This is a genomic window from Microbacterium testaceum StLB037, assembly GCF_000202635.1.
Classification (GTDB): Bacteria; Actinomycetota; Actinomycetes; order Actinomycetales; family Microbacteriaceae; genus Microbacterium; species Microbacterium testaceum_F.
This window is the reverse complement of sequence record NC_015125.1, coordinates 532,015-553,286: the sequence shown is the minus strand read 5'-3', so window position 1 is coordinate 553,286 and position 21,272 is coordinate 532,015. Positions and strand designations below refer to the sequence as shown.

Below are 21,272 nucleotides of genomic sequence, written 5' to 3'. Positions count from 1 at the left end.
CGGTGGTCGGCAGTGTCTTCATCGTGTCACAGACCACCGACACGGAACGGGACTCGGAACCGGACACCCCCGGCACGCTCGGCCCCTTCCCGGGCATCTCGACTACTCTCAGAGGGATTGCTCCCTCACCCGGGGTGCCATTGCCCGTCCCCGAGCGGGTTTCGAGACGGAAGACGTACACCCGATGACTTCACGGATCCTGGTTGTCGACGACGACACCGCACTGGCCGAGATGATCGGCATCGTGCTGCGCACCGAAGGATTCGACACGGTCTTCTGCGCCGACGGCGCCCAGGCCGTCGACGCCTGGCGTACCGAGCGGCCCGATCTGATCCTGCTCGACCTCATGCTGCCCGGCGTCGACGGCATCGAGATCTGCACGCGCGTGCGCGCCGAGTCCGGCGTGCCGATCATCATGCTCACGGCCCGCACCGACACCGCCGACGTGGTGAAGGGGCTCGAGTCCGGTGCCGACGACTACATCATGAAGCCGTTCAACCCGAAGGAGCTCGTCGCCCGCATCCGCACCCGCCTGCGCCCGGTGCAGGTACCGGTCGACGAGACGCTGCGCATCGGCGACCTCGTGGTCGACGTGGCCGCACACGAGGTGCGGCGGGGCGACAACCCGATCGCGCTCACCCCGCTCGAGTTCGAGCTCCTCGTCGCCCTCGCCGAGAAGCCGCAGCAGGTGTTCTCCCGCGAGATGTTGCTCGAGCAGGTCTGGGGCTATCACTACAAGGCGGACACGCGCCTGGTGAACGTGCACGTCCAGCGACTCCGGGCGAAGATCGAGGCCGACCCCGACAACCCCCGCATCGTCACCACCGTCCGCGGTGTGGGCTATCGCGCCGGCGCGGTGGCTTGAGGCCGTCATGACAGGCGCGGTGCGCACTCTGGCGTCGCCGCGAGGGTGGAGCACGCGTGACTGGCGCGCAACGCGTGACCGCGTCATCACCCTGTGGCGGCGCTCGCTGCGCTTCCGCACCATCGTCATCACCGTCGCCCTGACCGCGACGACCATCCTCGTGACATGTCTCGCGATGGCCCTCGTCATCCAGAACGAGCTCTTCACCGCACGCAAGGACCAGGTCCTCCTCGAGGCGCAACGGGCCACCGCCTCGGCGCAGGCCACCCTCGACGCCGCCGTCGACTCCACCGACCCGGCCGCTGCCCAGACGCTCATGAACGGCATCGCGACACGGCTGTCCCAGCAGTCGTCGAGCGACCTCATCGCGCTCTACCGCATCGGCCCGCCCTCGCCCCTCGCCCCGCAGCCGTTCATCTCCCCGACCTTCGAGTCCGCCCTCGTGACCCCCGAGCTGCGCACCCAGGTGCAGTCCAGCCCCGACCTGCAGTGGTGGCAGTCGGTGGCGCTCCCCGCCGAGAACGATCGCGAGGTTCCCGGCATCCTGGTCGGTCATCAGTTGCGCTTCCCCGCGCAGGACGGAGTCGACTACTACGAGCTCTACATGGGGTACGACCTCGCGAGCGCCGCGCAGACGCTGTCGTTCGTCCAGGTGCTCCTGTGGGTGGTCGGCCTGATCCTCGTCGTGCTCATCGGCGCGATCGCCTGGGTCGTCCTGCGTTCGGTGACGACGCCGATCGCGGATGCCGCCGAGACCAGCGCGAAGCTCGCGGCGGGCGATCTGGGTGTGCGGCTGCCAGTGCGCGGCGAGGACGAGCTGGCCACGCTGAACCGGTCGTTCAACGCGATGGCGGACAGCATCGAGTCCCAGATCAAGGAGCTCGCCGACCTGTCCCTCGTGCAGCAGCGCTTCGTCTCGGACGTCTCGCACGAGCTCCGGACGCCCCTGACCACGATCAAGCTCGCGGCGGACATGATCAACGACCAGCGCGAGGAGTTCGATCCCGTCACGGGCCGCGCCGCCGAACTGCTGCACGCACAGGTGCAGCGCTTCGAGGTCCTGCTCACCGACCTCCTCGAGATCAGCCGCTACGACGCGGGATCCGTGCAGCTCGAGCTCGAGCCCACGAGCCTCGCCTCCCTGGCCGAAGACGTCATCGCATCGATGGAACAGCTCGCCGAGAAGCACGGCACCGACGTGCGTCTGGTCGCCCCGGGCGGATACACCCCCGTCGACATGGACGCCCGCCGCATCCGTCGGATCGTGCGCAACCTCCTCGGCAACGCGATCGAGCACGGGGAGGGTCGCCCGATCGTCGTGTCCGTCGACAGTGATCGGGATGCCGTCGCCCTCGGCGTACGCGACTTCGGTCTGGGCATGCGCGCCGAAGACGTCGACCGCGTGTTCGACCGGTTCTGGCGCGCCGACCCCTCGCGCGTCCGGACGATCGGCGGAACCGGTCTCGGCCTGTCCATCGCCCTCGGGGATGCACGGCTGCACGGCGGCACCCTGGCGGTGTGGTCGGAACCCGGCCGCGGCTCCAACTTCGTTCTCACCCTGCCGCGCGACGGTCGGCCACTGGGGAGTTCACCCCTTCCTCTCGTGCCCGACGACGAGCAGGGCGGCACCCTCGAGGCGCTCGGCCTCACCCAGCCGATCTCGCTCGGCCGCACGACGACGACGCGAGGAACGACATGAGGCGCGCCCTTTCCCTGTTGAGCCTCACGCTGGTGCTCGTGCTCTCGGCGTGCACGGGCCTGCCCACCGCGGGATACGTCAATCCCGGCCGCGGGCCGCAGACCGACGACACCCAGACGTTCGCGTTCGTCCCCGACGGACCGCAGGACGACGCCTCGCCGGCGGAGATCGTCGAGGGCTTCCTCCGGGCGGGGTCGGGTCCCGCCGACGACTGGGCCACCGCGAAGCTGTTCCTCGCGCCGGGCACGCAGTGGGATCCCCGCGCGCGCGTCACCATCGACCGCTTGGCGGACCGTCGCGCCGCCGCGTCGTCGGACGGGGCGACCGTCACCGTGTCGCTGTCGACGGTCGCGAGCGTCGACGCGAACGGGGCGTATTCGCCGAGCGTGGACGGCACGACGGAGTCCCTCGGCTATTCGCTGACGAAGGTCGACGACCAGTGGCGCATCAGCGCGGCCCCCGACGGTGTCGTGCTCTACGAAGAGGTCTTCCCCACGGTCTACCAATCGGCATCCGTGGCCTACTTCGACCCGACCTGGACGTTCATCGTCCCGGATGTGCGCTGGTTCCCCCGACCTCTCGTGGCCAGTCGTGTCGCGACGGCCCTCGTCGACGGTCAGCCGAGCGCCTGGCTCGAAGGAGCGGTGAAGAGCGCCTTCCCCGAAGACCTCTCGTTGGTCGGACGTTCGGTGACGCTGTCCTCCGGCGGCGTCGCGCAGGTGCAGCTGCCGCGGGCGGCGCTGAGCCTGGACACCACCACGCTGAACCGGATGCAGACGCAGTTGACGCGCAGCCTGTCGACGGCCGGCATCAGCCAGGTGCAGATGACCGTCGAGGGCACCCCCGTCGCGGCCGAGGAGGTCCCGGTGCGGGTGACGCGCGTCGATCCGCCGCCCGCGGTCGTGACCGCGGACGGGACCTTCGGCATCCTCTCGGGGGATCAGGTCACCACGATCCCGGGCTTGTCGGATGCCGTGGAGTCGCTCGGACCGCAGTCGGTCGAGCTCGAGGCCGATCGGAGCCTCGCCGCGGTCCGCACCGCGCAGGGCACGGTGGCGAGTGCGCTCGCCGATGGCCGGACGTTCCTCCTCGACGACCGTCCCGGTCTCGTGGCGCCCTCGATCGACTCGTCGGGGCTCATCTGGAGCGTGCCGTCCTCGTCGCCCGCGCAGCTCCGGGCCTTCACCCCGGAAGGCGTTCCCGCCGAGATCGGCAACGCCTGGCCGGATGCCTCCGAGATCACCGCCTTCCAGATCTCCCGCGACGGCACCCGGGTGGCCGCGATCGTGACCGTCGCCGGTGTCCGCGAGGTGTGGCTCGCCGGCATCCAGCGCACGACGAACGAGATCAACCTCGGCCCGCCGCACGTGTTGTCGTTCACCGAGTCGGGGGCCTTCGATCTGGCCTGGCTCGACGACGCGACCCTCGGCATCCTCACCGTCGACGCCGGCGTCAGCCACCTGGGGGAGCTCGGGGTCGGCGGTCGCGGGACGATCGGAGCCGCTCCCGACGGCGCGCGCACCGTCGCGGGAGGGAGCACGAGCGTGCGGGTCCTCGACGACTCGGGACACTTGTACAGCCGACGGGGCAGCTCGTGGACGCTCGTGGCGGACGACATCCGCGTCCTCGCGGCGCAGCAGGGCACGACGTCCTGACGGTGCGGTTCCTCCCCAGAGAGGCGACGTACCCGGCTCTCCCCGGATCGACGAAGGCCGGCCCCGCGGAAGGGCCTCGATCGGTGAGCATGGGCGCATGTCCTCCCACGCGGTTCCCCCGAAGGCGGTCGTCGCTGCGCTGCACGACGCCCTGACGTTCTGGCTGCCCATCGCCTGCGCGGGGTGCGGACTCGTCGACGTGGGACTGTGCTCCGGATGCCGCGCGGCCCTGGCCGCATCCCCCCACCACCGTCGCACCGAGGCGGGGCTGGCGGTGACCAGCGCGCTGGAGTTCTCCGGAGTGCCCGCGCGGGTCCTCCGCGCGCTGAAGGAGGAGGGGCGCACGTCCCTGGCACGCGCGCTCGCGCCGGCGCTCGCCTCGGTGATCGCCTCGGTGCTCGCCGAGGCGGTCGGAGACGATGCGGTCGTGACGACCGTGCCCTCCTCGCGCGCCGCATACCGACGCCGCGGCTACCGCCCCGTCGATCTCCTCGTGCGTCGGAGCGGGTGGAGACCTGTGCCGTTGCTGCGGGTCGCGCGGTCGCCGCGCGACCAGCGCGGCCTGGATCGCGCTGCCCGTCGGGCCAACGTCGGCGGGGTGTTCGTCTCGCGCCCCGTCCGCGGCCGCGATGTCGTCCTGATCGACGATGTCGTCACGACCGGCGCCACGCTGGACGACGCGGCGCGTGCCGTGCGCGTCGCGGGTGCCGGCCGCGTGATCGCGGTGACGTTGGCTCACACGCCCCGTCACCGGGACCGCGGAGCGTGATCATACGAAAGATAAGGACGGGTGACGAAATGACGGCGAGAGCGTGACACGAGAGGGTCGCCCTACTAGCGTGGGGATGACTGAAGGCGACGGATGTTCTGCCCTTAGACCGGGCAGAACCCGGAACAAGGAGGTCACGGATGGACACCAACATCGTCGGCGTGGGAGTCGGTATCACCGATCGTTTCCGCTCGGTGGTCGAAGAAAAGGTGAGCCGTATCGAGCACCTGGCCCCTCGAGCGCAGGCGCTCGAGGTCAAGGTCACTCATCGCTCGTATCGCAACGGGCGTATGGAGGATGACACCGTCGAACTGACTCTCGACGGCAAGGGCCCGGTCGTGCGCGCGGAGGCGACCGACGCGGACAAGTTCGCCGCCCTCGACCTCGCGGTCGACAAGATCTCGGAGCAGATCCGCCGGGCTAAGGACAAGCGCATCGACGCGCGCAACCACCCCCGCGGCGCGAAGTTCGAGAAGGGCACCGGCGAGCTCTCCGGCATCGACGTGCAGCCGGCCTCCGTCGATGTCCTGCGCGCGGTCGCCACGGGCGAAGTCCCCGTGCAGAACGATTCGGACACCGAGGAGGACTACTCGCCGGTCGTGATCCGCGAGAAGGAGTTCGGTGCCGAGTGGATGACCGCCGAAGAGGCCGTCGACCGCATGGAACTCGTCGGCCACGACTTCTTCCTCTTCATCGACGCGCGTACCGATCACCCGAGCGTGGTCTACCGCCGCAAGGGCTGGGACTACGGCGTGATCGCGCTGTCGACGCAGGCGCCGCCGCAGGCCGTCGCTTCCTGACGCACGGTGAAAGGGGAGCCCCCGGCCGCTCGGCCGGGGGCTCCCCTTCTGTGTACGAACGGTCTCAGCCGTCGAAGATGTCGCCGAGGAGCGATCCGATCACGAGGCCCCCGAGCATGCCGCCGACCATGTTGCCGCCGCCACCGCCACCGCCTCCGCGACCGTAGCCGCCTCCCCAGCCGCCGCCTCCACCGTCGCCCCAGTCGGAGGGGCGGGACTGCTCGATGTCGCGCTGGGCGATCTGCAGAGCTTCGGCGGCGAGAGCGCCGGTGCGGCGCGCCGTCGCCAGCGCCGTCTCCCGGTCGTCCTCGGCGACGGGGCCGAGGGGGAGACCGGCCCGGAGGCGTTCGGCCTCGACGAACCGCGTGCGCGCGTCGGCGCCGATCCAGCCACGGTGCCCGGTGATGAGTCCGCGGGCGACCGCGAGTTGTCGGTCGGCGTCGTCGATGGCGTGTTCGACCTGCTCCTGCGAGGGGACGGGCCGCGCCGCCCGCTCCCGCGCGAGGTCGAGTTCGGCGTTGGCCTGACGCAGCACCGAGAGCGAGCTGAACGGGTCCGTCCGCGAGCCGGCCGGGGGAAGAGACGCGAGCGCGCGCTCGAGGTTCACCATCGCCTGCGTGACGATCGGGGTCATCGGTCCGCGCCGGGCCTCGGCGAGATCTCCGCGGGAGTCGTCGATGACGGCCGCCAGAGTGGACTCGGCGCGCAGAGCCTCGATCTCGAAAGTGTCGACCGCGTCGAGCAGCGACTCGGCGCGACGCACGGCTTCCGTGGCGGCTTCGAGGGCGACGGAGGCCTGCTCGCGTTGTCCCGCCTCGCGTCGGCGTTCGGAGACGCCGGCGGTGTGCACGGCGAAGTCCAGCAGCTGGTCGATCTCGTCGGGGTTTCCGCCGATCTGCTGCAGCGCCGTGTCGCTGTAGCGGTGGGCGAGGCGCTCCACCACCTCGCGGGCGTGCGGCACGCGCTCAGCCAGGCGCTCGCGATCCGCACGCACGCGCGCGAGGATCTCGGGGGCGCGGCGCACGGCATCGATCTTCGGCTGCAGAACGAGAGTGCGCTCTTCCAGCAGGTCCTCGGCCCACTTCGACAGCTGGATGATGCGCGCGTTACGGGTGCGCAGCTCTTCCGCCGTGTCGGGGATCTCGTCGTGGTTCAGCTGGTGCAGCTGGAACGCTTCGGCCAGGTGCGTCTTCACCGAATCGAGTGCCGCGGCGAGGTCTTCCGTGGCCTTGTCGCCGAGCTCCGCGCGGGCGAAGTCGAGTTCGTCCGAGGTGAGTCGCACGCGCTCGTCCGCCGCGACGATCGCCAGCTCCGCCCGTCGCGCCAGATCGGCGTCCGCGGCATCCTGTTCTTCGCGCTTTCGTCTGCCCCAGAAACCGGCCATGGCACGATCCTAGGCCGCGTGATCGAGGAGGGAGCCGTGTGTTCGCTGCGGGCGCGAGGTCTTCTTGCGGGCTCGCAGGTCACGAACGGGTAACACGGATAACATGGGCGATGTATGCCTGTTCGCAGGCCGGCGTCCGCACGGGCGCCGCACCCGACAGATGGAGATGCTTCGTGGCCAATCCGCTCGAGAAACTGCTGCGCGCCGGAGAGGGACGCATCCTGCGCCGCCTGCAGGGCGTCGTCAAGGCGACCGGTGCGCTCGAAGAGGACTACGAGCACCTCACCGATGAGGAGCTGCGTAACGAGACCGTCGAGCTGCGCGCGCGCTACGAGGCGGGCGAGACCCTCGACCAGCTGATGCCCGAGGCGTTCGCGGCCGTCCGCGAGGCGGCCAAGCGCACGCTCGGTCAGCGCCCGTACGACGTGCAGATCATGGGTGGCGCAGCGCTTCACCTCGGCAACATCGCCGAGATGAAGACCGGTGAGGGAAAGACGCTGACCGCGGCTCTGCCGGCGTATCTCAACGCCATCGCGGGCAAGGGCGTCCACGTCATCACCGTCAACGACTTCCTCGCGAGCTACCAGTCCGAGCTGATGGGGCGCGTGTACCGCGCCCTCGGCATGACGACCGGCACCGTGGTCTCGGGTCAGACGCCCGAGGTGCGGCGCGAGCAGTACGAGGCCGACATCAGCTACGGCACGAACAACGAGTTCGGCTTCGACTACCTGCGCGACAACATGGCGTGGCGCAAGGAAGACCTCGTGCAGCGCGGCCACTTCTTCGCGATCGTCGACGAGGTCGACTCGATCCTCATCGACGAGGCGCGCACGCCGCTGATCATCTCGGGTCCGGCCTCGGGAGAGGCCAACCGCTGGTTCGCCGAGTTCGCGAAGCTCGCCCGCACCCTCGAGGCCGGGGTCGACTACGAGGTCGACGAGAAGAAGCGCACGATCGGTGTGCTCGAGCCCGGAATCGAGAAGGTCGAGGACTACCTCGGCATCGACAACCTCTACGAGTCGGCGAACACCCCGCTCATCTCGTTCCTCAACAACTCGATCAAGGCGATCGCCCTCTTCAAGCGCGACACCGACTACGTCGTCATGAACGACGAGGTCATGATCGTCGACGAGCACACCGGTCGAATCCTGGTCGGACGCCGCTACAACGAAGGCATCCACCAGGCCATCGAGGCCAAGGAGAACGTCCCGGTCAAGGCCGAGAACCAGACGCTCGCCACCGTCACGCTGCAGAACTACTTCCGTCTCTACGACAAGCTCGCCGGCATGACCGGTACGGCGGAGACCGAGGCGGCGGAGTTCATGTCGACCTACAAGCTCGGCGTGGTCCCGATCCCCACGAACAAGCCGATGATCCGCAAGGACCAGTCCGACCTCGTCTACAAGAACGAGACGGCGAAGTTCGCCCAGGTCGTCGAAGACATCGTGGAGCGTCACGAGAAGGGCCAGCCGGTCCTCGTCGGGACGACCAGCGTCGAGAAGAGCGAGTACCTCTCGCGCCTGCTCGCGAAGAAGGGCGTCAAGCACGAGGTGCTCAACGCCAAGAACCACGCGCGCGAGGCCGAGATCGTCGCCCGCGCGGGGCGTCTGGGTGCGGTGACCGTGGCCACGAACATGGCCGGTCGTGGAACCGACATCATGCTCGGCGGCAACGCCGAGTTCCTCGCCGTGCAGGAGATGAAGGCGAAGAACCTCGACCCGGTCGAGACCCCCGAGGCCTACGAGGCCGAGTGGGATGCCGTGTACCAGGGCATGCGCGACACCGTCGCCGAAGAGGCGGCGAAGGTCGTCGAGGCCGGTGGTCTCTACGTTCTCGGGACCGAGCGTCACGAGTCGCGTCGCATCGACAACCAGCTGCGCGGACGCTCCGGCCGCCAGGGCGACCCGGGTGAAAGCCGCTTCTACCTCTCGCTCACCGACGACCTCATGCGGCTGTTCCAGTCGGGTGCGGCCGAGGCGATCCTCGCGCGGACGAACTTCCCCGACGACGTCGCGATCGAGTCGGGTCTGGTCTCGCGCGCCATCAAGAGCGCCCAGTCGCAGGTCGAGGCGCGAAACGCCGAGATGCGCAAGAACGTGCTCAAGTACGACGACGTGCTGAACCGCCAGCGCGAGGCGATCTACGCCGACCGTCGGCACATGCTGCAGGGCGACGACATCGCCGACCGCGTGCAGCACTTCATCGAGGACGCCATCACCGCCGTCATCGACGACCACACCGGTTCGGGCCACACCGAGTCGTGGGACTTCGACGCCCTGTGGACCGAGCTGAAGACCCTCTACCCGGTGAGCGTGACGATCGACGAGGTCGTCGCCGAAGCCGGCGGGAACAAGGGGCGCATCACGGCCGAGGGTCTCAAGCGCGAGATCATCTCGGACGCCCGCATCGCCTACCAGAACCGCGAGGAGTCGCTCGGCGCCCCCGCGCTGCGCGAGCTCGAGCGTCGCGTGGTGCTGCAGGTCCTCGACCGCCGCTGGCGCGAGCACCTCTACGAGATGGACTATCTCAAGGACGGCATCGGCCTGCGCGCGATGGCCCAGCGCGACCCGCTGATCGAGTATCAGCGCGAGGGGTACCAGATGTTTCAGTCGATGATGGGGCAGATCAAGGAGGAGTCGGTCGGCTTCCTCTACAACCTCGAGGTCGAGGTCCGCAAGGTCGAGGGCGAGGACAGCGCCCAGGTCGAGGCGAAGGGGCTCGCCCCCGCTCCCGTCGAAGGGCAGCGCCTGGAGTACTCCGCGGCCAACGACGCCGGCGAGGTCGAGGTCCGCAACGACCGCGGCCAGGTCCAGCAGGCGGCGACGAACCGTCTGCGCCAGGCCGCAGCGCAGGCTCCCGCCGCCGAGGCTGCGGCCCCGAGCGGACCGCGCGGTGCGTTCGGTCAGCGCACCGAGGCTCCCGAGCAGCCCGTGGCGAACAACCGCGCCGATCGCCGCGCCGCCGGCAAGAAGAAGTAACAGACACACGGATGCCGCGCCCCTGACGCTCGTCGGGGGCGCGGCATCCGCTTGTCCACGCGCAGTCCACCCGGTGTCGATTGGCTCTGAGGGCGCGGGGATATCCTGAACCGATGAGCCCGTTGCGCCCCCTCGATCAGTCGTCGAAGTTGAAGGATGTCCTCTACGAGATCCGTGGAGAGGCCCTCGTCGAGGCAGACCGACTCGAGGCCGAGGGGCACGCGATCCTCAAGCTGAACACCGGCAACCCCGCGATCTTCGGGTTCGAGGCACCGCATCAGATCGTGCGCGACATGATCGCGGCGGTGCCGAACGCGCACGGGTACAGCGACAGCCGCGGTGTGCTGTCGGCACGGCGCGCGGTGGTCTCGCGGTACGAGGAGGAGCCCGGCTTCCCGCACCTCGACCCCGATGACGTGTATCTCGGCAACGGCGTGTCCGAGCTGATCACGATGACCATGCAGGCGCTCCTGGACGAGGGCGACGAAGTCCTCATCCCCGCTCCCGACTACCCGCTGTGGACCGCGATGACGAGCCTCGGCGGCGGCACCCCCGTGCACTACCTGTGCGACGAGTCCCGTGAATGGCAGCCCGACCTGGAGGACATCCGCTCGAAGGTGACCCCGCGGACCAAGGCGATCGTCGTGATCAACCCGAACAACCCCACCGGTGCGGTGTACTCGCGTGAGGTGCTCGAGGGCATCGCCGACATCGCGCGGGAGCACTCCCTGCTGGTCCTCGCCGACGAGATCTACGACCGCATCCTGTTCGATGACGCGGTGCACATCCCGATGGCCACGGTTGCGCCAGACCTGCTGGTGCTCACCTTCAACGGGCTGTCCAAGACGTACCGCGTGGCGGGGTATCGCTCCGGGTGGCTCGCGATCACGGGCCCGAAGAGCCACGCCGAGGGATTCCTGCACGGCATCAACCTGCTGGCATCCACGCGTCTGTGCCCGAACGTGCCGGCGCAGTTCGCGGTGCAGGCCGCGCTCTCGGGCGTGCAGTCGATCGACGCGCTGATCGCTCCGTCCGGTCGTCTGCACGAACAGAGGGATGCCGCCTGGCAGGGCCTCGAAGCCATTCCCGGCGTCTCGTGCGTGATGCCGCGGGGCGCGCTCTACGCGTTCCCGCGGTTCGACCCGGACGTCTACGAGATCCCCGACGACGCGAAGTTCGTGCGCGATTTCCTCGTGGCGGAGCACGTCCTCCTCGTTCAGGGCTCCGGCTTCAACTGGCCGGCGACCGACCACGTGCGGATCGTGACCTTGCCCGAGGCGCGGGTCATCAGCGATGCGATCGAGAGGCTGGGCAACTTCCTCGCGTCGTGGCGCCCCTGAGCGTCAGAGCAGGGCGAGGGCAGTGACGCGCCAGCGGCCGTCGATGCCCTCGAGGCGCAGGGCGACGGCGCGGGTGCGTGCGCGTGCCGCGGCGGTGACGGTCGCTTCGTAGACGCCGTCGGCCGGGGAGAAGAGGTGAACGCTGCGGATCTCGTGGATGTCGCGAGGAACGGGTACTCCTCGGGCGCTGCGCGCGCGTTTGGCGAGGCTGGCGCGCACGACGAGGGAGCGGTAGACCTCCTCCGACGTCCACCGCGCGAGTTGCTCGACCTCGCGCACGCCCGCGAGGACCTCGAACACCCCGCGGACGATGTTGCGCGTGAAGACGTCGGCGCGGGGCAGCCGCGCCGCCGAGGTCTTCTGCGGAGCGAAGAAGTCTTCCGCGTACGAGGGGGATGCGCCGACGGGTGAATCGACGATCGAGAGTGGAACGGTCATGCGTTCCTCCTGGGTCACGGGCGGTCAGAGCGGGCTTGGTGGCTCGACAGTAGGACACCGCCACCCCCGCCCCCGGGGCGAAGCCCTCAGGTTGTGGAAAAGAAACGCAGGGTGAATGCACGGGGAGGAGCGCTCAATCCGGGTGGCGGATCTGCCCTTCGCCCCACAGTTCGGGGAAACTCGCCTCCTGCGATTGCCGCCAGAGCGCGGAGCGACGGGCGACCTCGATGCGGTCGTCGATGTACGAGGCGACGCTTTCCGCGTCGAGGCGCCAGCGCGCGGGATCGCCGACCTCGATCGCCCGGATCTCGCCGCGTTCGACGAGCGAGAGCACCTCGTCCCGCGTGATTCCGAGGCGTTCGGCGACGGCATCCGGATCCAGGTATCGGCTCGCAGGTGAACTCATATCGGTCACGCCCTCATTATGTCCGCCGTTTGGCCGGGGGAGCGGCTTCACCCGCACCACGCCCGCCGATCCCAGGGGGAGACCGACCGCGGAAAACAGGGGAAGCGGATCGCGCTGCGAGCCGTCGAAGAAGGCACCGCCCTTTAGTGTGGAGAGGTGTCGACACTCAGTGAACTCGTCTACGCCCAGGGTCGTGCCAGTGAGGCGGACGTCGAGTGGCTGCACCGACTCGCCGGCGACGGTCAGCTCCTCGCCGACCTCGCCTTCGCCGACATCGTGATCTGGGTGCCGACGCCCGACGACTCGTTCGTCGCCGTCGCGCACACGCGGCCCGGGGGAGCGGCCACGCTGTTCTACCGCGACATCGTCGGTGACCGGGTCCGCCCGCAGTGGCGCACGCAGGTGCGCGACGCGTTCCAGAGCGGGCGCATCGTCGACTCGGCATCCCCCGACTGGTTCGAGGAGACGCCCACGCGCGTCCGCGCGGTCCCCATCGTGCGCGAACTCTCGAGGGAGGGCAACGCGGTGACCACCGTCGGCGTGCTCACGCGCCACACCAACCTCGGCGAGACGCGGACTCCGTCGCGCCAGCAGATCACCTTCAACGACTGCGCCGACGACCTGTTCGGCATGATCGCCTCGGCGGAGTTCCCCGACCTCGCCGCACCGACCGCCCCTCGTCGCGGTGCTCCGCGCGCGTCGGACGGGCTGATCCGGCTCGACGTCGACGGCATCACCACCTTCGCGAGCCCCAACGCGCTCTCGGCGTTCAACCGCATGGGCTTCGACGACGAACTCGAGGGGGAGTCTCTCGCCGAGGTGACCGCGCGCATCCTCCCCGCCAAGCGGCAGGACGTCGATGAATCGCTCCCGGTCGTCGTGAGCGGCCGCGCACCGTGGCGCGCCGACATGGAAGCGCGAGGCGTCCAGGTGTCGCTGCGCACCATCCCGCTGCGCGATCGCGGCACGCGCGTCGGTGCGATCGTCCTCAGCCGCGACGTGACCGAGATCCGCCACCAGGAGCAGGAGCTCATCACCAAGGACGCGACGATCCGCGAGATCCACCACCGGGTCAAGAACAACCTTCAGACGGTCGCCTCCCTCCTGCGCATCCAGGCCCGCCGGACGCACTCGGACGAGGCGCGCGACGCGCTGACCCAGGCCATGCGTCGCGTCTCCGCCATCGCGGTGGTCCACGACACGCTGTCGGAGGGCCTCGCGCAGAACGTCGATTTCGACGATGTGTTCGCCCGCGTGCTCAAGCTCGTGGCCGAGGTCGCGGCCGCGCCCAACACCCGCGCACGCACCCGCACCACCGGTCAGTTCGGCACCCTGCCGAGCCAGTTCGCGACACCGCTCGCCCTCGCTCTCACCGAGCTCGTCACCAACGCCGTCGAGCACGGACTCGCGGGGCAGGAGGGCGACGTCGAGATCGCGGCGGAGCGCAGCGACGAGGTGCTCGCGGTCAGCGTCCGTGACACCGGCGTCGGGCTTCCCGAAGGGCAGGTCGGGCGCGGTCTCGGCACGCAGATCGTCCGCACGCTCATCCAGGGCGAGCTCGGCGGCACGATCGACTGGCACACCCTGATGGGAAGCGGCACCGAGGTGACGATCGAGATCCCGCTGCGCTACATCGGGGGCTCGTCCGTCTGACGAGCGACGTTCTCGCAGATACGCGCGAAGCTCGCAGAATCCGCCGTCGGATCTGCGAGCTTCGTCGATTCCTGCGAGGTACTCCGGCTCGCGGGCGGCGCCGAGTGACCCCCGCGATAACGACGACGAAGCCCGCCCCCGGAGGGACGGGCTTCGTCGAACGGCGGATGCCGTGAGGTCAGGACGCGCGGCGAGCCCGGGCGGCGCGGCGCTTGAGGGCGCGGCGCTCGTCTTCGCTCAGACCGCCCCACACGCCCGAGTCCTGGCCGGACTCGAGGGCGTACTGCAGGCAGACCTCGGTGACGGTGCAGCGTGCGCAGACCGACTTGGCCTTCTCGATCTGGTCAACCGCGGGGCCGGTGTTGCCGACCGGGAAGAACAGTTCGGGGTCGACGGTCAGGCAGGCTGCTTTGTCGCGCCAATCCATAGGGGGTGCTCCTTGTAACAGAAAATGTGGTCGATTCGGCACCGGCTTTCGGGTCCGGTACCCTGGTGGGAACGCGAGCGATTGCTCGCCCCACTTCGCTGTGGGAGCACACGGCTTGTTCCATGCTCCCATAGCGATTCCGCACGATCAAGAGGTAACCGGTAGGTTTCCAGAACGTAACGGCGTGACGAGATCCGCCGGGAGGGCTGTTCCGATGCCTGTCCGCCTCTCGGCCGCGCTGATCCTGGGCCTCGAAGCCCTCGGCATCCTGGCTCTCGCCGGCTGGCAGGTGGTCGCCCTCATCGGCGGCGACACCGATTCCGTCGTCAGCTCGATCGCCCTCATCGTGCTCACCGTCATCGGCGCGGCCATCGTCGCGGCCTTCGGCGTGGCCACCGCACGCGGGGTGTCAGCCGGACGTTCGGGCGGCATCGTGACGCAGCTGCTCATCCTCTCCGTCGCGCTCGGCGCGATCACGGGGGAGTGGGCTGCGCCGGCGGTCGCGCTGCTGATCGCCGTGCCCGCGGTGGTGGGTCTGGTCCTGCTGATTCTCGCCGTCCGGGCGGCCGCCCCCCGTCGTCGCGATGACGACGCGAACTGACGCCTTCCGGGCACGGTCCGGAGGGGTTTCGGGGCGCGTCCCTCCGTTCGGGGCGTGATCAGTGCGCCCCGAACGGGCGGCGGGGACGGAGGGAGACCTAGGGCGTGTCTTGTAATTGGTCGGTGTGTTGGCTGAGATGCTGGCAGGGTGTCGCGTTTCGTGTTGCTCTCGGATGATCAGTTCGTGTTGATCGCTGATCTTCTCCCTGGGCCTACGGGTAGGAAGGGGCGTCCGTTCGCGGACGCGCGGACGATGGTCGAGGGCATCGTTTACCGGTACCGGACCGGGATAGCCTGGCGGGATCTGCCGCGGACGTTCGGGCCGTGGCAGACGGTGTGGGCTTGGCATCGCCGTCTCGCGGCCGATGGCACCTGGGACGTCGTGCTCGACCGACTGGTCAGCGCTGCGGACACCGCTGGCGCGGTGGACTGGTCGGTGTCAGTGGACTCCACGATTGCGCGCGCCCACCAGCACGCGACGAACATCTCCCGGGTTACGGGGGGCTTCGTCGAATTACACGAATCCGCGACTCGAGCCGCCTGACCACGGCTTCGGTCGCTCCCGCGGAGGCCTGTCCACGAAGATTCACCAGCTCGTCGACGGTCATGGACTGCCCTTGGTGACATTGGTCACCCCCGGACAAGCGGGCGACTCGCCGATGCTGCTGCCCCTGCTGGCCGAACTCCGCGTCACCCGGCCGGTCGGACGCCCGCGCACCCGACCCGATCGAGTGCGCGGCGACAAGGCGTACTCATCCCGAGCGATCCGCGCCCACCTTCGCAGCCGTGGCATCGAAGCAGTGATCCCGGAGCCCCGCGACCAGCAAGGCCACCGGAAACGGCGCGGATCCCGAGGCGGACGCCCCGTCTCCTACAACCCGGTCGACTACCGCAACCGCAACGTCATCGAACGCGGCTTCTGCCGAGTCAAACAATGGCGAGGCCTCGCTACCCGCTACGACAAGCTGGCAATCGTCTACCGCGCCGCGGTCGTCCTCAACGCCGTCATCGCCTGGCTACGCCATTTACAAGACACGCCCTAGGCGGCGAGGCCGAGGGCCTTGCGCAGGCGCGCGACGTGGCCCGTGGCCTTGACGTTGTACTGCGCCTCGACGATCGTGCCGTCCTCGTCGATCACGAAGGTCGAACGCAGGACGCCCGTCACGGTCTTGCCGTAGTTCTGCTTCTCGCCCCAGGCGCCGTACGCCTCGTGGACCGTGTGGTCGGGATCGCTGAGCAGCGGGAAGGTGAGGCCGTCGCTGTCGCGGAAGGCGCGCAGCTTCTCGGGGGTGTCGCGCGAGACGCCGAGCACCGTGTAGCCGGCGCCCTGCAGCGAGGAGAGGCTGTCGCGGAAGTCGCAGGCCTGCGTGGTGCACCCCGGCGTCTGGGCGGCGGGGTAGAAGTACACGATCACGCGGCGACCCCGGAAGTCGCTCAGCGAGACAGGGTGCTCGTCCTGGTCCAGCAGGGTGAAGTCGGGGGCGGTGTCGCCCTTAGCGAGGTTCGTCACCCCTCCAGCCTAGAACGCTCGATGGCCTGGAACGTGGTCAGCAACCGGTGGAGGGAGTCGAGGCGGGCCTCGGCCCCCGGACCCAGGCGACCGGATGCCACGGCTTCCGCGATCGCGCAGTCCGGGGCATCGGGCAGGTGCGTGCAGCCGCGCGGGCAGTCCTCCGCGGCCTGGGCGAGGTCGGTGAACGCGCCGAGAACGTGGGCGGGATCGACATGGCCGAGGCCGAAGGAGCGCACTCCGGGGGTGTCGATGACCCAGCCGGACCCCGCGGGACCGCGGTAGCGCAGCGACACTGCCGAAGACGAGGTGTGGCGTCCGCGGCCCGTGACCGTGTTGACGTGTCCGATCGCGCGCTCCGACCCCGTGAGGGCGTTCACGAGCGTCGACTTGCCGACGCCGGAGTGCCCGACGAAGACGGTGGAGTGCCCGGCGATGGCCTCGCCGATCTCGTCGAGCGGCATCGCGCCCTGCGCGCTGGTGAACACACGCAGATCGATGCCGTCGAAGTGCGAGAGGAACTCGGTCGGGTCGGCGAGATCGGTCTTGGTGACCACGAGGAGGGGGCGGATGCCGGCATCCAGAGCCGCGACGAGGTACCGGTCGACGAGCCGTTCGCGGGGCTCGGGATCGGCCGCCGCGACCACGATCAGCATCTGGTCGGCGTTGGCGACGATCACCCGCTCGACCTGATCGGTGTCGTCGGCGCTGCGGCGCAAGAGAGAGGTGCGCTCCTCGATCCCGACGATGCGGGCCAGCGTCCCTTCGTCTCCCGAGAGGTCGCCGACGACGCGGGCGCGGTCGCCGTTGACGATCGGTTGCTTGCGCAGCTCTCGGGCGCGGGTGGCGAGGACGCGGCGCTCGGTCGGCTCGTCCTCGTCGAGGAGCACGGTGTAGCGGCCGCGGTCGACGCCCAGCACGCGGGCGATCCGCGCGTCGGCGTGCGCGGGGCGCCGCTTCGTGCGGGGGCGGTTCGCCTTGGGGTTCGGGCGGACCCGGATCGACGACTCGTCGTACTCGAGATCGTCGTCGTCCGGGTCGTCGAGCCAGCTCACGCGACGCTCCGTGCGTCAGCGCGTGGCATCCGCGTCCTCGTCCAGGCCCAGCATGGTGCGCCAGAGGCCGGCGAACTGCGGGAGGGTCTTGGCCGTCGTGCCGATGTCGTCGATCTCGACGCCGGGGACGCGCAGACCGATGAGCGCACCCGTCGTGGCGAGGCGGTGGTCGTGGTGGGCCTTCCACTCGCCGCCGCGCAGCGGCTGCGGCACGATGCGGATGCCGTCTTCGAGCTCGTGCGCCTCGCCGCCGAGCGAGCGCAGGTTGCCCACCAGAGCCGCGATGCGGTCGGTCTCGTGCCCGCGGATGTGGCCGATGCCGTGCAGTGTGGTCGGGCCGTCGGCGAACGCCGCGAGCCCGAAGAGCGTCGGGGCGAGTTCTCCCGTCGCGGAGAGGTCGAGCTCGAGGCCCACGATCCGGTCTCCCGCGGAGACGGTGAGCGTTCCGCCGCGGCGGCTGACGCGCGCACCCATCTCGCTGAGGATGTCGGCGAGCAGGGCACCGGGCTGCGTGCTGTGCAGGGGCCATCCGGTGACGGAGACCGTTCCGCCCGTGACCATCGCCGCGGCGAGGAAGGGGGCGGCGTTGGAGAGGTCGGGCTCGATCGCGACGTCTTTCGCGCGAACGGGGCCGGCCGGGACGATCCATTCGCCGACCGACGGACGCTCGACGTGGATGCCGCGGTGGCCGAGGGCCTCGACCGTCATGTCGATGTGCGGGATGCTCGGCAGCCGCGAGCCGACGTGGCGCAGGTGCAGGCCGACGTCGAAGCGCGGAGCGGCCAGCAGCAGCCCCGAGACGAACTGACTCGACTGGCTGGCGTCGATCTCGACCTCGCCGCCGCGCACGTGGCCGTGCCCGCGGACGGTGAACGGCAGCGCCCAGTGACCGCCGTCGTCGATGTCGACGCCGACGTCGCGCAGAGCCGAGATCATCGCGCCCATCGGGCGGTGGAGGGCGCTCTCGTGGGCCGTGACCGCGACGTCGCCCCGGGCGAGTCCCGCGAGGGGCGCGACGAACCGCATGACGGTTCCGGCTTGTCCGCAGTCGACCGTGGTGTCGCCCGCGAACGACGCGGGCGGGGTGACGAGCAGGTCGGGGCCGAAGGGGGAGTCGGTCGCCACCTCTTCGATGCCCACGCCGAGGGCGCGCAGCGCCTCGACCATGCGGACGGAGTCGTCGGAGTGCAGGGGAGCGTGCAGCATGCCGGGGCCGTCGGCGATCGCGGCGAGCACGAGTTCGCGGTTGGTGAGGGACTTGGAGCCGGGCACCGTGACAGTGGCATCCACCGCTCCGTCGGCGACGGGCGCGTTCCACGCCCCACGGGGAGTGGCGGCGGAAGGGGAATACCCGAGACGTGTCATCGGTTCTTAGCCTACTGAAAGGGGACGACACGTGACCGCACTTCTCGAGCGCTCCGGCGTGCAGCCGACCATCCCGATGGTCGTCGACACGCCCGACGTAGACTGGCGCGTAATGGACGACACGGCAGACACCCTCCCGCCGGTGGCGGAGCCCCGCGCGCAGTTCGAAGAGCAGGCGCTGCCCTTCATGGACCAGCTGTACGCGGCGGCGATGCGCATGACGCGCAACCCCGCCGACGCGGCCGACCTCGTGCAAGAGACGTTCGTCAAGGCCTACGGGTCGTGGGCGACGTTCACGCAGGGCACCAATCTCAAGGCGTGGCTGTACCGGATCCTCACGAACACGTACATCAACACGTATCGCAAGAAGCAGCGGGAGCCCTACCAGAGCGCGATCGACGACCTCGAGGACTGGCAACTCGGCGGTGCGGAGTCGACGACCGCGACGAGCGCCCGCTCGGCGGAGGCCGAGGCCATCGACCACATGCCCGCCTCGGTGGTGAAGGACGCGTTGCAGTCGATCCCCGAAGACTTCCGACTGGCGGTTTACCTCGCCGACGTGGAGGGCTTCGCCTATCAAGAGATCGCCGACATCATGAAGACACCGATCGGCACGGTCATGAGCCGTCTGCACCGCGGCCGACGGCTGCTGCGCGACCTGCTGTCGGACTACGCCAAGGAACGCGGCTTCCAGGCCGCGACGGGAGAGAAGAAATGAGCGACTGCGGCTGCGACCAGGCACGGCGCGACCTGGAGGAGTACCTCCGCAACGAGGTCTGCAAGACCCAGCACCGTGACATCCGTGAGCACCTCGAGAACTGCCCCGGATGCCAGGACGAGGCGCTCGTCGCGCGGACGCTGACCGAGGTGGTCGCGCGCGCGTGCAAGGAGACCGCGCCCGAGGAGCTGCGCGACCAGGTGCTCGCTCGACTGCGCTCGGTGCAAGCAGCCCACTGACGAGGCGGCGCCGTCGATCCGTAGGCTGGGGTCATGCCCACCACCGACACGCGCACGCTCGCCCTGGATGCCACCTCCGCCGCCGATCTGCAGGCCACCGGCCTCGAGTACACCCTGGTGTCGGCGGATGACGCGGCCTTCGAGCCGTTCCTCCGCGCGGTGTCCCGAGGCTTCCTCGGCGAAGAGCCCTCGGCGGATGAGGTCGAGAGTGCGCGTCGCGCCCTGACCCCGCGTCGCCTGACCGGCGTCTTCGATCGCGCGGGCATCGATCCTGACTCCCCGGTGGCGACGGTCGACTCGTGGCCCACGGAGCTGACCGTCTCGCCCGGGCGTACGATCCCGCTCTGGTCGATCAGCGCCGTCACCGTGGCTCCCACCCATCGACGCCGCGGCATCGCGCGGGCGATGCTCACGGGAGAGCTGCGCACCGCGGCAGCCGCGGGATTCGCTCTCGCCGGGCTCACCGTGACCGAGGCGACGATCTACGGACGGTGGGGGTTCTCTCCCGCCGTGTGGGCATCCGATGTCGTGGTCGACACGCGGCGGGCACGCTGGACCGGTCCGGTCGCCCCGGGCCGGCTCGACTTCGTGTCGCCCGAGAGCCTGCCCGAGCGCCTGAGCCGCGTGCACGAGCGCGTGCGCGTCGAGCGCCCGGGCGCGGTGCCCGGCTGGGAGGGGCGCTGGCGCGGCGTGGCCGGGCTCACCCCCGACGCAAAGGATGCGAAGAAGGTGCGCGCCGTGTCCTACCGCGACACCGCGGGCGAGGAACGGGGCATCCTCGTCTACACGCTCGACTCGGGTCCCCACGGCGATTTCTCCCCGCACGTGTTGACGGTCCGCGCGCTCTTCGCCGACGGTGACGAGGCGACCGCGGCGCTGTGGCGCTTCGCGATCGAGCACGATCTCGTCGGCGAGGTGAAAGCGTCGCTGCAGCCGACGACCCCGCCCGTGCAGTGGATGATCGCCGACCGTCGCGCGGTGACCGTGACGCCGACCGACCACCACTGGCTGCGCGTCCTCGACGTGCCGGCGGCGCTGAGCGCACGGCGTTACGCCCGGGCCCTCGACGTCGTCCTGCGGGTGGAGGACCCCCTCGGCTTCGCGGACGGCGCGTGGAACGTCCGCATCGACGTCGACGGGTCCGCCGTCGTCGAGCGGGCGCCGGAGGACCGGGCCGTGGACCTCGAGATGACCGTCGGGGCGCTGGGCTCGCTCCTGCTGGGCGGCGTCCGTGTGCGCGACCTCGCCGCGGCGGGGCTCGTGCGCGGGCCGCGGGAAAGCCAGGCCGCCGTGGACGCGGCCTTCACACCCGAGGTCACCCCGCTCCTGGACATCTGGTACTGAGCGAACCTCATAGGGTCGCCCCGTAGC

At 69.9% G+C, this 21,272-nt stretch carries 20 protein-coding genes; 13 read left to right on the top strand and 7 right to left on the bottom strand.

Translation table 11 applies throughout. The annotated features are described in order from the left end of the window. The first annotated feature begins 184 nt into the window (after window positions 1-184). The 5 genes from mtrA to hpf all read left to right on the top strand — a co-directional run bounded on the left by mtrA (window position 185) and on the right by hpf (window position 5,788). Window positions 185-865 (top strand): MtrAB system response regulator MtrA, encoded by a 681-nt coding sequence (gene mtrA, locus MTES_RS02580; RefSeq protein WP_013583619.1) that lies wholly within the window; start codon window positions 185-187, stop codon window positions 863-865. 7 nt (window positions 866-872) lie between these two features. Next, entirely contained in the window at window positions 873-2,564 is a 1,692-nt protein-coding gene (gene mtrB, locus MTES_RS02575) for an MtrAB system histidine kinase MtrB (RefSeq protein WP_013583618.1), read from the top strand. Continuing rightward, entirely contained in the window at window positions 2,561-4,219 is a 1,659-nt protein-coding gene (locus MTES_RS02570) for an LpqB family beta-propeller domain-containing protein (protein ID WP_013583617.1), read from the top strand. Before mtrB ends, MTES_RS02570 begins: the two co-directional genes overlap by 4 nt. Window positions 4,220-4,316: 97 nt before the next feature. Further along, complete coding sequence (locus MTES_RS02565; protein WP_013583616.1) at window positions 4,317-4,988, top strand: ComF family protein; 672 nt, start codon at window positions 4,317-4,319, stop codon at window positions 4,986-4,988. A 140-nt stretch (window positions 4,989-5,128) separates the two neighbouring features. Further along, window positions 5,129-5,788, top strand: a complete 660-nt coding sequence (gene hpf / locus MTES_RS02560) for a ribosome hibernation-promoting factor, HPF/YfiA family (protein WP_013583615.1) — start codon at window positions 5,129-5,131, stop codon at window positions 5,786-5,788. 64 nt (window positions 5,789-5,852) lie between these two features. On the opposite strand, the gene MTES_RS02555 is transcribed toward hpf, so the two are convergent. Continuing rightward, window positions 5,853-7,172, bottom strand: a complete 1,320-nt coding sequence (locus MTES_RS02555; protein WP_013583614.1) for a hypothetical protein — start codon at window positions 7,170-7,172, stop codon at window positions 5,853-5,855. Between the two features lie 173 nt (window positions 7,173-7,345). On the opposite strand from MTES_RS02555, the gene secA reads away from it, so the two are divergent. Then, a complete protein-coding gene (gene secA / locus MTES_RS02550) occupies window positions 7,346-10,150 on the top strand; it encodes a preprotein translocase subunit SecA (protein WP_013583613.1) in 2,805 nt (934 codons plus the stop codon). Window positions 10,151-10,263: 113 nt separating this feature from the next. Next, window positions 10,264-11,490, top strand: coding sequence for a pyridoxal phosphate-dependent aminotransferase (locus MTES_RS02545; RefSeq protein WP_013583612.1), 1,227 nt, complete (start codon window positions 10,264-10,266; stop codon window positions 11,488-11,490). A 3-nt stretch (window positions 11,491-11,493) separates the two neighbouring features. Here the strand turns inward: MTES_RS02545 and MTES_RS02540 are convergent, their stop codons facing one another. Together MTES_RS02540 and MTES_RS02535 are read right to left on the bottom strand one after the other, a co-directional pair. Then, window positions 11,494-11,928, bottom strand: a complete 435-nt coding sequence (locus tag MTES_RS02540) for an Rv3235 family protein (RefSeq protein ID WP_013583611.1) — start codon at window positions 11,926-11,928, stop codon at window positions 11,494-11,496. A gap of 133 nt (window positions 11,929-12,061) precedes the next feature. Continuing rightward, a complete protein-coding gene (locus MTES_RS02535) occupies window positions 12,062-12,334 on the bottom strand; it encodes a helix-turn-helix domain-containing protein (RefSeq protein WP_013583610.1) in 273 nt (90 codons plus the stop codon). Window positions 12,335-12,490: 156 nt separating this feature from the next. Here MTES_RS02535 and MTES_RS02530 point away from each other — a divergent pair, with 156 nt between their 5' ends. After that, window positions 12,491-13,987: a sensor histidine kinase gene (locus tag MTES_RS02530; protein ID WP_013583609.1), complete on the top strand. Its 1,497-nt coding sequence runs from the start codon at window positions 12,491-12,493 to the stop codon at window positions 13,985-13,987. A 178-nt stretch (window positions 13,988-14,165) separates the two neighbouring features. Here MTES_RS02530 and MTES_RS02525 read toward each other — a convergent pair whose 3' ends face one another. After that, window positions 14,166-14,414 carry a WhiB family transcriptional regulator gene (locus tag MTES_RS02525; protein ID WP_013583608.1) on the bottom strand — a complete coding sequence of 83 codons (249 nt, stop codon included), beginning with the start codon at window positions 14,412-14,414 and terminating at the stop codon, window positions 14,166-14,168. Window positions 14,415-14,628: 214 nt separating this feature from the next. Between MTES_RS02525 and MTES_RS02520 the strand changes: the two genes are divergently transcribed. Then, window positions 14,629-15,015 (top strand): hypothetical protein, encoded by a 387-nt coding sequence (locus MTES_RS02520; RefSeq protein ID WP_013583607.1) that lies wholly within the window; start codon window positions 14,629-14,631, stop codon window positions 15,013-15,015. Between the two features lie 147 nt (window positions 15,016-15,162). Next, a protein-coding gene (locus MTES_RS18755) for an IS5 family transposase (protein WP_099046917.1) occupies window positions 15,163-16,057 on the top strand; the annotation gives its coding sequence in 2 pieces (ribosomal slippage) (window positions 15,163-15,513 and window positions 15,515-16,057; 894 coding nt in all). Here MTES_RS18755 and bcp read toward each other — a convergent pair. The 3 genes from bcp to aroA are packed head-to-tail and all read right to left on the bottom strand — an operon-like array spanning window position 16,054 to window position 18,944. After that, complete coding sequence (gene bcp, locus MTES_RS02505) at window positions 16,054-16,524, bottom strand: thioredoxin-dependent thiol peroxidase (protein ID WP_013583604.1); 471 nt, start codon at window positions 16,522-16,524, stop codon at window positions 16,054-16,056. The two genes, MTES_RS18755 and bcp, sit on opposite strands and share 4 nt — an antisense overlap. After that, window positions 16,521-17,579, bottom strand: coding sequence for a ribosome small subunit-dependent GTPase A (gene rsgA / locus MTES_RS02500; RefSeq protein WP_013583603.1), 1,059 nt, complete (start codon window positions 17,577-17,579; stop codon window positions 16,521-16,523). Before rsgA ends, bcp begins: the two co-directional genes overlap by 4 nt. Before the next feature lie 15 nt (window positions 17,580-17,594). Next, window positions 17,595-18,944, bottom strand: a complete 1,350-nt coding sequence (gene aroA, locus MTES_RS02495) for a 3-phosphoshikimate 1-carboxyvinyltransferase (protein ID WP_013583602.1) — start codon at window positions 18,942-18,944, stop codon at window positions 17,595-17,597. 31 nt (window positions 18,945-18,975) lie between these two features. On the opposite strand from aroA, the gene MTES_RS02490 reads away from it, so the two are divergent. The 3 genes from MTES_RS02490 to MTES_RS02480 are packed head-to-tail and all read left to right on the top strand — an operon-like array spanning window position 18,976 to window position 21,245. After that, window positions 18,976-19,662 carry a sigma-70 family RNA polymerase sigma factor gene (locus MTES_RS02490; protein ID WP_013583601.1) on the top strand — a complete coding sequence of 229 codons (687 nt, stop codon included), beginning with the start codon at window positions 18,976-18,978 and terminating at the stop codon, window positions 19,660-19,662. Next, on the top strand, window positions 19,659-19,901 hold the full coding sequence (locus MTES_RS02485) for a zf-HC2 domain-containing protein (protein WP_013583600.1): 243 nt from the start codon (window positions 19,659-19,661) through the stop codon (window positions 19,899-19,901). The genes MTES_RS02490 and MTES_RS02485 overlap by 4 nt, the downstream gene beginning before the upstream one ends. A 33-nt stretch (window positions 19,902-19,934) precedes the next feature. After that, entirely contained in the window at window positions 19,935-21,245 is a 1,311-nt protein-coding gene (locus tag MTES_RS02480; protein ID WP_013583599.1) for a GNAT family N-acetyltransferase, read from the top strand. Window positions 21,246-21,272: the final 27 nt, after the last annotated feature.

What these genes read in the sequence shown, in the direction of transcription:
- mtrA (WP_013583619.1), top strand. Translation starts at nt 185, where the DNA reads ATGACTTCACGGATCCTGGTTGTCGACGACGACACCGCACTGGCCGAG.
- mtrB (WP_013583618.1), top strand. Translation starts at nt 873, where the DNA reads ATGACAGGCGCGGTGCGCACTCTGGCGTCGCCGCGAGGGTGGAGCACG.
- MTES_RS02570 (WP_013583617.1), top strand. Translation starts at nt 2,561, where the DNA reads ATGAGGCGCGCCCTTTCCCTGTTGAGCCTCACGCTGGTGCTCGTGCTC.
- MTES_RS02565 (WP_013583616.1), top strand. Translation starts at nt 4,317, where the DNA reads ATGTCCTCCCACGCGGTTCCCCCGAAGGCGGTCGTCGCTGCGCTGCAC.
- hpf (WP_013583615.1), top strand. Translation starts at nt 5,129, where the DNA reads ATGGACACCAACATCGTCGGCGTGGGAGTCGGTATCACCGATCGTTTC.
- MTES_RS02555 (WP_013583614.1), bottom strand. Translation starts at nt 7,172, where the DNA reads ATGGCCGGTTTCTGGGGCAGACGAAAGCGCGAAGAACAGGATGCCGCG.
- MTES_RS02545 (WP_013583612.1), top strand. Translation starts at nt 10,264, where the DNA reads ATGAGCCCGTTGCGCCCCCTCGATCAGTCGTCGAAGTTGAAGGATGTC.
- MTES_RS02540 (WP_013583611.1), bottom strand. Translation starts at nt 11,928, where the DNA reads ATGACCGTTCCACTCTCGATCGTCGATTCACCCGTCGGCGCATCCCCC.
- MTES_RS02535 (WP_013583610.1), bottom strand. Translation starts at nt 12,334, where the DNA reads ATGAGTTCACCTGCGAGCCGATACCTGGATCCGGATGCCGTCGCCGAA.
- MTES_RS02525 (WP_013583608.1), bottom strand. Translation starts at nt 14,414, where the DNA reads ATGGATTGGCGCGACAAAGCAGCCTGCCTGACCGTCGACCCCGAACTG.
- MTES_RS02520 (WP_013583607.1), top strand. Translation starts at nt 14,629, where the DNA reads ATGCCTGTCCGCCTCTCGGCCGCGCTGATCCTGGGCCTCGAAGCCCTC.
- aroA (WP_013583602.1), bottom strand. Translation starts at nt 18,944, where the DNA reads ATGACACGTCTCGGGTATTCCCCTTCCGCCGCCACTCCCCGTGGGGCG.
- MTES_RS02485 (WP_013583600.1), top strand. Translation starts at nt 19,659, where the DNA reads ATGAGCGACTGCGGCTGCGACCAGGCACGGCGCGACCTGGAGGAGTAC.
- MTES_RS02480 (WP_013583599.1), top strand. Translation starts at nt 19,935, where the DNA reads ATGCCCACCACCGACACGCGCACGCTCGCCCTGGATGCCACCTCCGCC.